Genomic DNA, 13,408 nt, shown 5'->3' with positions numbered 1-13,408 from the left:
CTATTTTTAGAAATCTATAATATTGTTTTTAGCTCTCCGTGTAAAATTGTTTCCAATTGGGAATACAATTTTTTTCGCGCACGATGCAGCTTTACTTTCACGTTTGACTGGCTTAAACCGGTAATTTCACAAACTTCTTCAACCGAATTTTCTTCCAGATAAAATAGAGTTAATAATGTCCTTTCTTCAGCATTCATTTGCTGCAAAGCCTTCGTCAAGTACTTTTTCCTTTCCTCTGAACGAAGCTCCTGCAATGCCGATTGAGTAGATTTTATATTTACTGATGCTGAATAATCTTCATCAATAGAGCTTACATCAAGCTTTTTTTTTCTCAATCGAGAAATTGCTGTATTGTAGATGATTCTGTACACCCAAGTTGAAAATTTTGCATCTCCTTTATAGGTATCTAATGCTTGGTATGCCTTCAGGAAAGCATCCTGAGCAACTTCTTCGGCATCTTCTCTATTCCCCATTAATTGCAAAGCCACATTAAAAGCCATTTTCTTGTATTTATCAACAAGAACAGCATACGCACCAGGATCTCCTTCCTTTATTTTTGCAATATAATAGCTATCTCTTCTTAATGCCATATTAAATCAAACTTTCAACTCTCAACAAAACATCATCACTTAAAAAGACAATTTTTTGTTGCTAAATGTTGCTTCAAAAATCAAAATTTAAACTTTTATTGAATCATCTGTAACTTAGACGCACAAGTATTCGGTTCGGTTACAGACTTAAGAAAATAAGTTCAACATTTCTTTTTTTCTACTCAACACATGCAAGTTAATACAATGATTTTCATCAGAATAATATCTCACGTTAAAACTTTCTTAATTTTTTTTGTAACCGATTTTAAAGAGGTGGCGTCATAAAGTTGAAAGCAAAAATCAATAAGCGATTTTAGTTTTGAAATTAAATTTAAGTTTAACCTTAAAATCACATATTATGGATATCACAGGTGTAGTAGCAATAATTTCAGTATTTGGATGTGTTCCACTAATCATTTTTTTAGTACACAGACATAAAGAAAGAAGAGCATTAATCGAAAAAGGCATGGATATTAGTTTATTACAAGGAGAAAAAAAGTGTAGTACACTTGAAAGCTTAAAGTATGGAATTTTATTGATTGGATTGGCAGCAGGAATCCTAGTTGGTAATATTCTGGATGCCTACACAAGATTAAACGAAGAAGTTTCTTACTTTTCAATGATCTTCTTATTTGGTGGATTGGCTCTGTTAATTTTTTACAGTATAGCTAAAAAGCAACAAGAAACTGAATAGTTTGAAATAATTTACCCCAAACAAAAAAATGCGCTTCAATTCGAAGCGCATTTTTTTATATCAAAGCATTAAATTTTTATTTTCCCATATGAAATAGAATTACTTCTTCGGCTGCTCTTTCACAAACAGGGCAAAAGTGTTTCTCATTATTCGATTTCATTTTACAATCCTGAACTGGTGAATAAATTCCCTTAGCCATATAGCCTCCTCCTTCAAACACTCCAAGTGTTTTTTCATATTCTGGAGTTCGTGGTGTTGGTACAGGTGTTGATTCATCCAGCATGTCTTTCCATTTCGAGTCAAAATCAACCATAGTTGTGATATTTGGTTCCCATGGCTCAACCTCCAGGTTATAAAAACCATCGTAAGCAACTTTCGAGTTGTAATACTCATCTCCAAGGCCAACAAATCCATGTCCAAATTCATGGCTTGATACTTCGTATGTCAATTGGTTATCAGCCGAGCAACTTGAATAATAATTATAGAAACCACCTCCCCCATAACGATCGGTATTAATCAACACAAAAATTTGATCGTAAGGCACATTTGCACTAATATCATGCAGAGCCTTAATGTCAAAAGTTGTTAGATACCGTGGAACATCGAAGGTATAAAATGTAGTATTTACAGCTGTATTCTTATAAATATTCTCACCTGGAACATCGGTTCCTGATTCTTCAGAAACAGATTCTAAAGCATAAATGTTAAAGTTTTTCGCATACTTATCAAATGGAGGTACATCCAATAGATAACCAGCAACTCTTTTTACATCTGCCCTAAATTTATCCATTTCTTCGAGCGTATATCCTTCAGCAATAAAAGCAATATCAACACTTTTATCAGGACTGCCCTTCCCCATAATCTTTGTATAAGGAACTGCTAATGGCTTTTCTCTGCCAATAAAATAATTCGCAGGATCAATTGTATACTCCCAAATCTGCTCCATGCTTCCGTCCCATCTTCTTGACTCCAACACAAAACGAGCTGTCTTTTTAGGATACGGCATCACATTCACCTGATAAAATGCTTTTTTTAATTTCTTTGCTTCATCTGTAGATTGCCATTCTTGAAAAAGAGAATTAAAGCCTTTAGAATAAATCAATTCTCCCGATTCCACATCATACAACTTGAATCCGAAAGTTCCATATCCAAATTTATCTATCAGATTTACGGTACTTCCTCCCCAGTGAGGTTCCTCTTTTAACTCCTTCAGAAATACGGTTTGAGAGTTTGCATCACCCCCCATTAAATAATCAATTCGGAGGGTTTTATTTTCGAAGTATTTTTCAAATTTGTTTTGTGCATTGCAAAAAGTACTTAATGCCATAAACATCAAAACTAATAATGGTTTTAGGTTCATTTTACGATTGTTTAAGTTGAAGTGATAAAAATACGAATAACCTGAGTTCGATTAAAAACATTTGTCACAGAAAGTCAGATTTGTTCAAGATTTTTAACAATTCGAGATTCACATTTTTCATTTCCTAATCGAAATAGATATCTTAGATTTTTAATTCACACACAAATTTAATTAGACCATGAAAGAACTATTGGGCGTTCAATTAAAGAACTGGTTAATCAGCGAAGGTTTTTCAGATTATTGGGCTGTTCTACTACAATCAGTTATTGCTGCAATTATCGTTTTAATTGTTGCTTGGTTATCTGATTTTATTGCAAAAAAAATTCTAATCTCGATCATTACTAAAGTTGTTAGAAAGACCAAAACTCATTGGGATGATATTCTTTTGGAAAGAAAAGTATTTAATAAAATCTCCCATTTTGCTCCTGCCTTCATTATATATTCAAGCGCTTCACTAATTGACCATGAAAGCTGGAGTAATTTTGTTGAAAATGGAGCATATGTTTATATGGTTGTCCTTGCAATTATGCTTCTTGATACTTTCTTGAGTGCAAGCAACGATATATACAACACCATGCCGGTGAGTAAAACACGACCAATAAAAGGATACATACAAATTATAAAAATCTTTTTTTATGCATTGGGAATTATCACAATAATCGCGGTTTTATTCGATAAAAATCCTTTAACTATTATTGCTGGAATGGGAGCCTTTGCTGCCGTTATCCTGTTGATTTTTAAAGATACAATATTAGGATTTGTAGCTTCCATTCAACTATCCGCCAACAAAATGGTGAATATTGGCGACTGGATTTCAATGCCATCGAAAGGAGCCGATGGAACTGTAATCGATATCAGCCTAAATACAGTAAAAGTTCAAAATTGGGATAAAACAATCAGTACAATCCCAACATATGCTTTGGTTTCCGAATCATTCAATAACTGGAAAGGAATGGAAGAATCAGGAGGTAGAAGAATTAAAAGGCATTTAAATATAGATGTAAAGTCGATTCACTTTCTTTCTGAAGAAGACATCCATAAATTTGAAAAAATCAACTTGATTCAAGATTACATGAAAGAAAAGAAAGAAGAAATTCAATCATCAAATCCTGAAGGTGAGATCCCTGTAAATCAGAGAAGGTTAACGAATATTGGAACATTCCGAAAATATGTTGAAGCATATCTTTACAATCATCCAAAAATTCATAATGAAATGACTTTCCTTGTACGTCAGTTACAAGCATCCGAAAAGGGTTTACCAATTGAAATATATGTATTTTCTAATGATCAGGAATGGGCAAACTATGAAGCCATTCAGGCAGATATATTCGATCACATTTTCGCAATTGTACCTGAATTCAATTTAAAAGTCTTCCAGAATCCTACAGGTGATGATTTTCAAAAATTAATGAACTAACTATAAATGAAGAGTATCTTTAAAAAACTCGATTTTTTCGAGTCATTGGGCTGGTTTGGTAATATCATTCTAAGTATTGGAGTGATTCCACAAGTTGTACAAACATGGAAAACACATGATGTTGATAGTTTTAACTGGCCCTTTTTGCTGATGTGGGCTTTTGGCGTGCTGTTTACTTTTATCTATATTGTAAACGGTGATTTAAAAGCAGATAAAAGACAATACCCACTTTGGTTAAACTATATGGTAAACATTGTGGCAACTTTTTATCTCTGTTATGCCAAACTGATTTATTCATAAAGCTAAATCCAAAAATTAATATGAAGAAATTACTTACCTTTTTAGTCATACTTAGCTGTTTTGGTTCTTTTGCACAAACTAAAGTAGGCGGTGTTGAATTGCCATCAAAAATGATGGTAAAAGAAACAAAATTGCACTTGCAAGGAGCTGGCACCAGAGTTAAACTTTGGATGGATATGTATGCAATGGGATTGTATTTGGAAAGTAAAACCAAAGATGCATCGCAAATCATTAATGATGATAAATGCATGGGCATTAGACTTGAAATTATTTCCGGCTTAATTACAGCTGAGAAAATGGAGAAAGCCACAAGAGATGGTTTTAAAAATTCAACCCAAAACAATATTAAACCAATAGAATCCAGAATAAATGATTTCCTCTCAGTTTTTTTAAGTGGAGTAGAAAAGAAAGACGTTTTTGAATTTGTTTACAACCCTTCAGAAGGAAGCTTGATATACAAAAATGGAGAACTTAAAAAGGTAATTGATGGATTAGATTTTAAAAAAGCACTTTTTGGCATTTGGCTTTGCAATAAACCTGCCGATAAAAATTTAAAAGAGGATCTGCTTAAATAGAATCAGAAAAGAATAGTAAAGGAGTGATTTAAAAATCACTCCTTTTTTTATCAGATGAAAGATAGAATTTCTTTCTAAATAAAGGTTTAGCCGATGCAGTTCAAAAAAAAAACTTTATCTTAGCGCCCACACCAAACTTATTATCCTTAGGGATAAATACTTTTAAACTAATTGTATATCAAAATGATTGGAAAAGCATTTTGCTTATACAATACTTTATGCCAATACACAATTGCAGGGCTATAAAATATAGCTGGTAATTATTTGTAATCGGTATATAACAAATCTTTCGGACTATAGGAATCTGTTTCTTGAGAAGATATTTTGCACCCGAAATTTTGCGTGCATTTTGTGAAACAAAAACAATGACAATGAGTACCAAGAGATTTTCTAAAATTGTAGGTTCAGGTAGTTATCTGCCAAGTATCGAAGTTAAAAATTCGCATTTTTTGAACCATGATTTTTTTGAACCGAACGGACAAAAAATTGAAACTCCAAACGAGGAAATAATTGAAAAGTTCCGTGAGATTACCGGAATTGAGGAAAGAAAGTATGCAACTGATAAGCAGCAAGCATCCGATTTGGCTTATTTAGCAGCAAAAGATGCACTAGATTCTTCAAACATCGATAAAGAAAGCATTGACTATATTTTGGTTGCGCACAATTACGGTGATATCAAACCAAATTCAACATTAACCAATCAACTTCCATGCTTGGCCGCAAAAGTGAAAAACCTTTTGCAAATAGAAAATCCAAAATGTATTGCTTACGATATCTTGTTTGGATGTCCTGGTTGGGTTCAATTGATGATCCAAGCCAACTACTACATCAAATCGGGCGATGCCAACCGAGTGTTGGTAATTGGTGCAGAAACACTATCTCGTGTTTGTGATCCACATGACAGAGATAGTATGATTTATTCGGACGGAGCTGGTGCTACCATATTGGAAGCTTGTGAATCGGAAGAAGAAACCGGAATCTTATCTCATGCAATGAGAACGGACACCAAAGATCAAGCCTATTTCTTAAGATCAGACATTTCAGACAATGCTGATTTCGAAGGAAACAGTAACAGTCATTTCATTAAAATGTTTGGCCGTAAAATTTACGAATACGCAATTACCAATGTTCCTGGCGTTGTAAAGGAGAGTATTGATAAAGCTGGATTAGACATCAAAGACATCAAGAAAATATTAATCCACCAAGCAAACGAAAAAATGGATGAAGCCATAGGGAAACGATTGTTTAGATTGTATAAAGAAAAAGAAGTGCCGGAAGATATTATGCCAATTATTTTAAAGAAAATGGGTAACAATTCTGTGGCTACCGTTCCGATTCTTTACGATCAAATTGCCAAAGGAACTTTATCTGATCACAATTTAAATTCTGGCGACTATGTTGTGTTTGCCTCTGTTGGTGCAGGAATGAACATTAACTCATTTGTATATAAAGTGTAAATTGAACTTTAAATGTTAAATTTTCAATCTTTTTAATAAAGATTTATCCAAATTTGTTGGATTCAAAAATAATTTTTCTAAATTAGCAGGGCTGAATCTGATAGAGGCTAGAAAATAAAGGGGATTGAGGAGAATAGGATATTATCAGATTTGATTTTGGAATTGCATTCTAACCCTAAAATTACTATAAATATTACCCGAATTAACACTTGTTGGTTCGGGTAATTTTTTTTGAATTATATTACCATTCAAAATAAGATTGAAGCCTTTCTACAGAGAAAGAATCCAAATTAGATTGGCAAAATGGATTCGCTAAAAAAATCCTTTATCTTGCTGCCCTAAGACAAGTAAAATGACCCAAGTATACCACCTATCAATTCTTACCTGCTTGATTTTTTCAATCATTCTGTTTGCAGGATTACTTTACACATGCATTATTTTTTATCAGGAAAAGGAAAAAAGAGCTGGATTCAGAGCTCTTTTACTCGCTTTACTACTGCCTCCCATTTACTTGCTAACATGGTATTACAACTGGGAGGTTATAGCACTTATTCTTACTGCTGATCTTTTAATTACCAGCATCCTATTTTTAATCCCTTTTGGTAATAAGAAAAACATCACCGATGATTTTCCAAAAACGCAAATTGATGAGAGAGACATCATGTTCTCGAGAAACGAGTTGAAAGAAAACACTGAAAGGTTCAAAGAATATTATTCCAAAAATCCTGACAAACTAAAACTGGATAACGAGTTTAGAAAAGAACCAGGATTAACCGCAGAGAAGTCCATATTTTTTAATGAATTCGCATACAAAGCTGCCAATGCAAGTTTTTTTACGGTTGAGCAATTTCATCAAGCTGTTGATGGTGACATCAATCCAATAAAATCCAATATTTCAAAAAGCGATTTAAGTAAGTTTATTAAGGATTGGAGCAGAAAACTAGGAGCCTTAAATGTTGGAATTACTGAATTGAAAGATTATCATTTCTATTCACATAAAGGAAGAGGCGAAGGTTATGGAAATCCTATTGAGAGTAATCATACACATGCCATTGCCTTTACTGTTGAAATGAGTCAGGAAATGGTGGCCGCAGCACCTCAATCTTCTATCGTAATGGAATCGGCTCAACAGTATTTAGAGGCTGGACGAATTGCCGTTCAACTGGCACAATTCTTAAGAAGCCTGGGATTTTCAGCACGAGCTCACATCGATGGGAATTACCAAATTGTTTGCCCTTTGGTTGCCCGAGAGGCTGGTCTAGGTGAAATTGGCAGAATGGGCTTACTGATGACACCTAAAGAAGGTCCACGAGTGCGATTGGGAGTGGTTACTACAGAATTTGAATTGGATACCGACAAAAGAACCAAGAACAATTCGATGCTTGATTTCTGCTTACAATGTAAAAAATGTGCAGAGGTTTGTCCGAGCAAATCCATATCGTTCGACGATCCAAAACTTGTAAATGGAATTAAAAGATGGCAAATTAATTCGGAATCTTGCTTTACCTATTGGTGCAAAGCAGGCACCGATTGTGGTCGCTGCATGGCTTGTTGTCCATACTCACATCCCGATAATTTACTGCACAATTTCATTCGTTTTGGCATTAAAAATTCTGCTTTATTCAGAATGTTGGCAGTACATCTTGATGATTTCTTTTATGGAAGAAAACCCAAATCGGCAGATCTTCCGAACTGGATTCCAAAAAACAATACCGATTATTAATTCATCATTTAAGATAAAATAGAATAAAAAAGGCACAGAAATAAAATTCCTATGCCTTAACTAATCATTGAGTTTATAATCCTATCTACTTATACTCCTTTGCTGTTTTATAATCCTTGCATTTATAGTACAAATTGTAAAGAGCATTCTTCACATTCTTGTTCGGTTTTGCCTTGTATGCAATGAGTAACATTGGTTCTGCCTCTCGCATTTTTTTTCTGTAAACCGTCAATTTTTGTTTGCTTTTCTGGTAATCATCATTAGTTGGTTTTGCCAATGATTCATACGATTTTATTGCCTCTTCGAAATCCGAATTTGCCTTTAAAAACAGAATCATGCCCAAATTCATATTCGAACTGGCGTCATCAGGTTTTAATTCTATGGCCTTGCGGTATTCAGTTTTGGCACTTTCAATATCATTTAGTTGCTGATAAGAAACCGCTTTAAAATAATGATACTTGTGATTGCTTGGATACCATTCAATCAACTCATCGCATACAGGCAATAGCTTCTCAAATTGTTTCGAATTCATATACAGATATGACAAACTTTTAACAACCTTTCTGTACTCATGAGGCATATTTTTCTTTTTCGCCAAGAGAACAAATTCCTGCCCATTCACATCTTTCTCGGATTTGTAAATAGCTAAACACTTTGAGTAAAAACTTGGTCCTGGAGTTCCCATTTCCATGGCTTTGCGATAATTCTTTTTTGCCTCTTCAATATTTCCCAATTCTTGCTGACAAACACCAATATACCCAAAGGCCCATGATCTTTGCATTTCATCTCCAATACCACTATCTACCAATTTCTGATAATCGGTTAAAGCCTCTTGATAATTCTTTTCGAAAAACTTACTATTTGCTTTATTCAATTCGCTGTCAAAATCTTGAGCATTCAATATCAACGAAAATAAAACAAGTACTGATGTTAATATTCTCTTCATAATTTGTCATTAATGGTCATATAATATTGTGACGTTTAAATGCCCACCGAGGGTGAATAAAAATTCATTTATTTCACATTTAGACACAAAAAAACGCAGAAAGTTTATTTCTGCGTTACCATATTCTTAGTCTTAAAAGATTATTTTCTTTGTCGAACAGCTTCGTAAACCATTAACGATGCAGCTACCGATACATTTAGAGATTCAATTTGCCCTAGGATTGGCACTTTTACTTTTTCATCAGCCAGGCGAAGTAATGCCTCATCGATACCGGTATCCTCCGATCCCATAATAATTGCTGTTGCCAACGTTAAATCTGTATCAGTATAATAGTTTTCAGCCTTTTCTGTTGAAGCCACAATTCGAATTCCTTCCTTTTTCAGATTGCGCACAAGAGTTTTTAGATTCTGCACACGGCATACCGGAATTTGATACAATGCTCCGGCTGAAGTTTTAATTGAATCAGGAGTAATTTTAGCTGAATTCTTAAATGGTATAATAATCGCATCAACACCTGCACACTCAGCAGAACGAGCTATTGCTCCAAAATTTCTGACATCAGTAATCTGATCCAAAATTAAAATTAGAGGGACTCTTCCTTCAGCCATAATCTGTGGCACAACATCTTCAACTTCCTGGTAAGCAATAGGTGCAATTAAAGCAACAACACCTTGATTGTTTTTCTGGTTTAGTGAGTTGATTTTCTCAGCAGGAACAAATTGATACTCGACTGATTCGTCACGAATTATATCGAATAGATCTTGGTACAGACGACCAGTTAATCCTTTACGAATTAATACTTTTTCAATTTCTTTACCACTTTTAATCGCCTCCATTGTTGCTCTAATCCCGAACAACATTTCCTGTTTCTGTTTAGCCATCTATCTAATTTCTTGATTTTACATTTAATACCAGTTGCGGTTTTTCCTTATAGGTTAAGTATCGCCACAACCATTCCAATGGTCCCATCCTGTAATACTTCAACCATATATAAGATGAAGTCATTTGAAAAATCCAGATACCAAGCATCCAAAATAGCAACTCAAACCTGTTGAACTCACCGAATAATCCAAATCCGTAACTATAAAAAATGATGGAACAAATTACGGATTGGCAAAGGTAGTTTGTAAAAGCCAATCGACCAACTGCTTCGAAAGCTTTCGTTAAAAATTTCAACAGATTTAATTGATACACCAAAATGATTAAGCCAATGTATCCTAGCGTAGTAAAAATGCTCGAAAAGTAATTGTACTGATACCCATATTTGAAATAATGTACTACCTCCCATCTGTTTTGAGACATTTCCTGAACTCCATAATTGGAAATTAGCACACCTACTCCTATGCCCAAAACAGCCATTATAGCATAAAATATTTTCGATTTTTTTGCCGATAAGATTCCCTGATTTAAAAGTACCATTCCCAATAGCATCATCCCAGTAGTTCTCCATATGGATAGCATAAAGAAGGATCCTACCTGATAATTCATATTTAATTGAACTCTTTTAACAAAGATATCTAACCAGGAACCAATCTGATACAAATCAATTTCAGCAGATAATATTTCAGCCGAAGGTGAAAATTCAGCCATTGATTCTTCCAACATTTTTTCGGGCATGGTTTCAAACATACTTCCAATAGCATAAAAGAAAAACATTGGTACCAAATACAGAAACAGGAAAAGAACCAACTTCCATTCATCTTTCATTTTACGAAGCAGTACGGCAATTAAGCAATAACTGAATAAGCTACCAGAATATCGCCAAACCAAATAAAATAAGCGTGAATCATCCCAAAAAGCAGAAGCCACATCATTCTTCTGATGTGAATTTTCGAGCCATCAATTCCCTGGTCTGTCAAGCGATTAACAAATAGTAGAATACCTGCACCAAACAAAATGGAAAAAATACTCATGAATTTTAGCTCGGCAAAAACATGCACCAGCCAATAGGCAAAACTTTCCAACTCACTCATTTCTCCCAGTACCAACGGATTGGCAAATGATGCATTTGGCAAAGCAAAAAGCTGAATATTAATAAATAGAATTCCTAAAAGTGCGAAACCTCGCAAAATATCGAGAGAATGAATTCTTTCGTTTAGAGAAGTTGGAGCAGCATGTGGGTTTTGCATTTTTTCTTTCTAAGATAAGAAGATTCGAAGAAAGAGTCTCACGCAAAGGGCGGTAAGATTTATATTATAGAAGAACGCAAAGATTAACAGAATGATTATTTGTAAAATATCTAGTTTACATGTCTAGCATCTTGGAGATGCTTGACATGTTTATTCAAGTATTTAAATAGGAAGTTTTAAAATTCTCACTAAAACGCAAAAACCTTCTCGTATACCTACTTGTTTATCCTTTGAACTTACTCCCCTCTTTCAGCAATCAATTCCTCCAATTTCTCATGGAATTCTTCCCAGGCCATCATTTCATTTTCAAGATCTTTCTTGGCATCCTCATATTTGATAAAAAGAGATTGATCTTGCATTTTCTCTGGATTTGAAAGTAGATCTTCCATTTCAGCAATTTGCGCTTCAAACTTGGCTATATTTTCCTCAGCCTTGGCAACATTGCGTTCCATTTTGGTAATTTTCTTGCTTAACTCTTTTCTTTCCAGGTAATTCAATTTATTTTCCGAAGGAGCCTCTTCAACTTTCTCTTGAACCATCGCTTTTTTCACTTCCAACTCCTGAAGGTTTTCCATGCGTTTAGCTCTTAAGAAGTCATAAATCCCACCCAAGTGTTCTTTTATTTTTTTGTTGCCAAACTCATAAACCTTCGATGCCAATCCATCCAAGAATTCACGGTCGTGAGAGACTACAATAACCGTTCCTTCAAATTGTGACAAAGCCTCTTTCAACACATCCTTTGATTTCATATCCAAATGGTTGGTAGGCTCATCGAGCACCAATAAATTCACAGGCTCCAAAAGCAATCGAATCATAGCCAATCGAGATCTTTCTCCTCCCGAAAGCACTTTAACCTTCTTGTCTACATCCTCGCCGCGGAACATGAAAGCTCCTAGAATATCTCTGATTTTGGTTCGTACATCACCAACGGCAACATCATCAATTGTATCTAAAACCGTTTTGTTTTCATCCAAAAGTTGAGCCTGATTCTGCGCAAAGTATCCAATTTTTACATTGTGACCAACCTTGCAGATTCCCGTATGCTCCAACTCTCCCATCAACACTTTTACCAGAGTCGATTTTCCTTCTCCATTCTTCCCTACAAAAGCAAGCTTCTCACCTCTTTCAATTACAAATTCCAGCTCGCTTAAAACCAAATGGTCGCCATAAGCTTTACTCAAGTTTTTGGCTTCGCAAACCAAATCACCAGAACGGGGAGCAGGAGGAAATTTCAAGTTCAATTTCGACATATCTTCCTCATCCACCTCAATTCTATCAAGCTTTTCAAGTTGTTTGATTCTAGACTGAACCTGAACCGCCTTCGTAGCCTTATACCTGAATCGTTCGATAAAATCCTCAGTATCCTTAATCAGCTTTTGCTGATTGGTGTAGGCTTTCATCTGCTGTTCTCTGCGCTCGGCATGCAAAACAACATATTCAGAATAAGGAACTTTGTAATCATATATTTTTCCAACCGAAATCTCAACAGTTCTGTTGGTAATATTATCCAAAAATGCACGGTCGTGCGATACCAATACCACAGCACCTGGATATACTTTCAAAAAATCCTCTAACCACTGAATTGACTCAATATCCAAATGGTTGGTAGGCTCATCCAGGAGAAAAACATCCGGACGACGCAAAAGAATTTTAGCCAATTCGATACGCATTCTCCAACCACCACTAAATTCGTTGGTCTGACGAGTAAAATCGCTACGCAAAAAACCAAGTCCCATTAAGGTTTTCTCCGCTTCAGCATCAACATTTTCACCCCCCATCATGTGGTAACGGTCATTTTTATCGCTCAATCGATTAATCAGCTTCATGTAATCTTCCGATTCATAATCGGTACGCTCAGCGATTTCAGCATTAATTTTTGCAATCTCTTTTTCAAGACCCAACACCTCTTCAAAAGCAGAAAGAGCTTCCTCCATCACCGTTCTGCCATCAAAGTGGTTCATTTGCTGTGGCAGATAACCAATCTTAATCTCGGAAGGAACGGAAACATTTCCTTTTGTGGCTCCCTGTAACCCCGCAAAAATCTTAAGCAAAGTTGATTTTCCAGCTCCATTTTTTCCAACAAGGCCAATTCTGTCTCTCGAATTCACAAGAAAACTCACCTCTTTGAAAAGAGTAAAACCACCAAATTCAACTGTAAGATTATTTATAGAGATCATATTAATTCCGTTTTAAGATGTGGCGACAAAAATAATGAAG

At 35.0% G+C, this 13,408-nt stretch carries 13 protein-coding genes; 6 read left to right on the top strand and 7 right to left on the bottom strand.

What is annotated here, in order from left to right; genetic code table 11:
- Positions 1-14 precede the first annotated feature (14 nt).
- A complete protein-coding gene (locus tag JCM15579_RS03605) occupies positions 15-590 on the bottom strand; it encodes an RNA polymerase sigma factor (protein ID WP_054715869.1) in 576 nt (191 codons plus the stop codon).
- A 358-nt stretch (positions 591-948) separates the two neighbouring features.
- Here JCM15579_RS03605 and JCM15579_RS03600 point away from each other — a divergent pair, with 358 nt between their 5' ends.
- Positions 949-1,284, top strand: coding sequence for a DUF6249 domain-containing protein (locus tag JCM15579_RS03600; RefSeq protein ID WP_054715866.1), 336 nt, complete (start codon positions 949-951; stop codon positions 1,282-1,284).
- 76 nt (positions 1,285-1,360) lie between these two features.
- Here JCM15579_RS03600 and JCM15579_RS03595 read toward each other — a convergent pair whose 3' ends face one another.
- A complete protein-coding gene (locus tag JCM15579_RS03595) occupies positions 1,361-2,644 on the bottom strand; it encodes a M64 family metallopeptidase (RefSeq protein WP_054715863.1) in 1,284 nt (427 codons plus the stop codon).
- A 178-nt stretch (positions 2,645-2,822) separates the two neighbouring features.
- Between JCM15579_RS03595 and JCM15579_RS03590 the strand changes: the two genes are divergently transcribed.
- The 5 genes from JCM15579_RS03590 to JCM15579_RS03570 all read left to right on the top strand — a co-directional run bounded on the left by JCM15579_RS03590 (position 2,823) and on the right by JCM15579_RS03570 (position 8,116).
- Positions 2,823-4,061: a mechanosensitive ion channel family protein gene (locus JCM15579_RS03590; RefSeq protein ID WP_054715860.1), complete on the top strand. Its 1,239-nt coding sequence runs from the start codon at positions 2,823-2,825 to the stop codon at positions 4,059-4,061.
- Positions 4,062-4,067: 6 nt separating this feature from the next.
- Positions 4,068-4,361 carry a PQ-loop repeat-containing protein gene (locus tag JCM15579_RS03585; protein ID WP_054715857.1) on the top strand — a complete coding sequence of 98 codons (294 nt, stop codon included), beginning with the start codon at positions 4,068-4,070 and terminating at the stop codon, positions 4,359-4,361.
- Between the two features lie 20 nt (positions 4,362-4,381).
- Positions 4,382-4,936: a chalcone isomerase family protein gene (locus JCM15579_RS03580; protein WP_054715854.1), complete on the top strand. Its 555-nt coding sequence runs from the start codon at positions 4,382-4,384 to the stop codon at positions 4,934-4,936.
- A gap of 371 nt (positions 4,937-5,307) precedes the next feature.
- Positions 5,308-6,393 (top strand): 3-oxoacyl-ACP synthase III family protein, encoded by a 1,086-nt coding sequence (locus tag JCM15579_RS03575; RefSeq protein WP_054715851.1) that lies wholly within the window; start codon positions 5,308-5,310, stop codon positions 6,391-6,393.
- 352 nt (positions 6,394-6,745) lie between these two features.
- Positions 6,746-8,116: a 4Fe-4S dicluster domain-containing protein gene (locus JCM15579_RS03570; protein ID WP_054715848.1), complete on the top strand. Its 1,371-nt coding sequence runs from the start codon at positions 6,746-6,748 to the stop codon at positions 8,114-8,116.
- Positions 8,117-8,201: 85 nt separating this feature from the next.
- Here the strand turns inward: JCM15579_RS03570 and JCM15579_RS03565 are convergent, their stop codons facing one another.
- The 5 genes from JCM15579_RS03565 to JCM15579_RS03545 form a co-directional block, all read right to left on the bottom strand.
- The gene (locus JCM15579_RS03565; protein WP_054715846.1) at positions 8,202-9,062 is read right to left on the bottom strand and encodes a tetratricopeptide repeat protein; all 861 of its coding nucleotides are present in this window, start codon (positions 9,060-9,062) and stop codon (positions 8,202-8,204) included.
- A 140-nt stretch (positions 9,063-9,202) separates the two neighbouring features.
- Entirely contained in the window at positions 9,203-9,943 is a 741-nt protein-coding gene (rlmB, locus tag JCM15579_RS03560; protein ID WP_054715843.1) for a 23S rRNA (guanosine(2251)-2'-O)-methyltransferase RlmB, read from the bottom strand.
- 4 nt (positions 9,944-9,947) lie between these two features.
- On the bottom strand, positions 9,948-10,769 hold the full coding sequence (locus JCM15579_RS03555; protein WP_054715840.1) for a DUF418 domain-containing protein: 822 nt from the start codon (positions 10,767-10,769) through the stop codon (positions 9,948-9,950).
- A gap of 20 nt (positions 10,770-10,789) precedes the next feature.
- A complete protein-coding gene (locus tag JCM15579_RS03550; protein ID WP_054715837.1) occupies positions 10,790-11,191 on the bottom strand; it encodes a DUF418 domain-containing protein in 402 nt (133 codons plus the stop codon).
- 236 nt (positions 11,192-11,427) lie between these two features.
- Positions 11,428-13,368, bottom strand: a complete 1,941-nt coding sequence (locus tag JCM15579_RS03545) for an ABC-F family ATP-binding cassette domain-containing protein (RefSeq protein ID WP_054715834.1) — start codon at positions 13,366-13,368, stop codon at positions 11,428-11,430.
- Positions 13,369-13,408 lie beyond the last annotated feature (40 nt).

Origin of the sequence: Marinifilum fragile JCM 15579, assembly GCF_001310955.1 — a bacterium.
Taxonomy (GTDB): Bacteria; Bacteroidota; Bacteroidia; order Bacteroidales; family Marinifilaceae; genus Marinifilum; species Marinifilum fragile.
The sequence above is the reverse complement of the archived record's forward strand: the minus strand, read 5'-3'. Positions and strand labels throughout refer to the sequence as shown.

Coding starts and splice junctions, on each gene's coding strand:
- JCM15579_RS03590 (WP_054715860.1), top strand. CDS start 2,823: ATGAAAGAACTATTGGGCGTTCAATTAAAGAACTGGTTAATCAGCGAA.
- JCM15579_RS03575 (WP_054715851.1), top strand. CDS start 5,308: ATGAGTACCAAGAGATTTTCTAAAATTGTAGGTTCAGGTAGTTATCTG.
- rlmB (WP_054715843.1), bottom strand. CDS start 9,943: ATGGCTAAACAGAAACAGGAAATGTTGTTCGGGATTAGAGCAACAATG.
- JCM15579_RS03595 (WP_054715863.1), bottom strand. CDS start 2,644: ATGAACCTAAAACCATTATTAGTTTTGATGTTTATGGCATTAAGTACT.
- JCM15579_RS03550 (WP_054715837.1), bottom strand. CDS start 11,191: ATGCAAAACCCACATGCTGCTCCAACTTCTCTAAACGAAAGAATTCAT.
- JCM15579_RS03555 (WP_054715840.1), bottom strand. CDS start 10,769: ATGAAAGATGAATGGAAGTTGGTTCTTTTCCTGTTTCTGTATTTGGTA.
- JCM15579_RS03565 (WP_054715846.1), bottom strand. CDS start 9,062: ATGAAGAGAATATTAACATCAGTACTTGTTTTATTTTCGTTGATATTG.
- JCM15579_RS03580 (WP_054715854.1), top strand. CDS start 4,382: ATGAAGAAATTACTTACCTTTTTAGTCATACTTAGCTGTTTTGGTTCT.
- JCM15579_RS03600 (WP_054715866.1), top strand. CDS start 949: ATGGATATCACAGGTGTAGTAGCAATAATTTCAGTATTTGGATGTGTT.
- JCM15579_RS03585 (WP_054715857.1), top strand. CDS start 4,068: ATGAAGAGTATCTTTAAAAAACTCGATTTTTTCGAGTCATTGGGCTGG.
- JCM15579_RS03605 (WP_054715869.1), bottom strand. CDS start 590: ATGGCATTAAGAAGAGATAGCTATTATATTGCAAAAATAAAGGAAGGA.
- JCM15579_RS03545 (WP_054715834.1), bottom strand. CDS start 13,368: ATGATCTCTATAAATAATCTTACAGTTGAATTTGGTGGTTTTACTCTT.
- JCM15579_RS03570 (WP_054715848.1), top strand. CDS start 6,746: ATGACCCAAGTATACCACCTATCAATTCTTACCTGCTTGATTTTTTCA.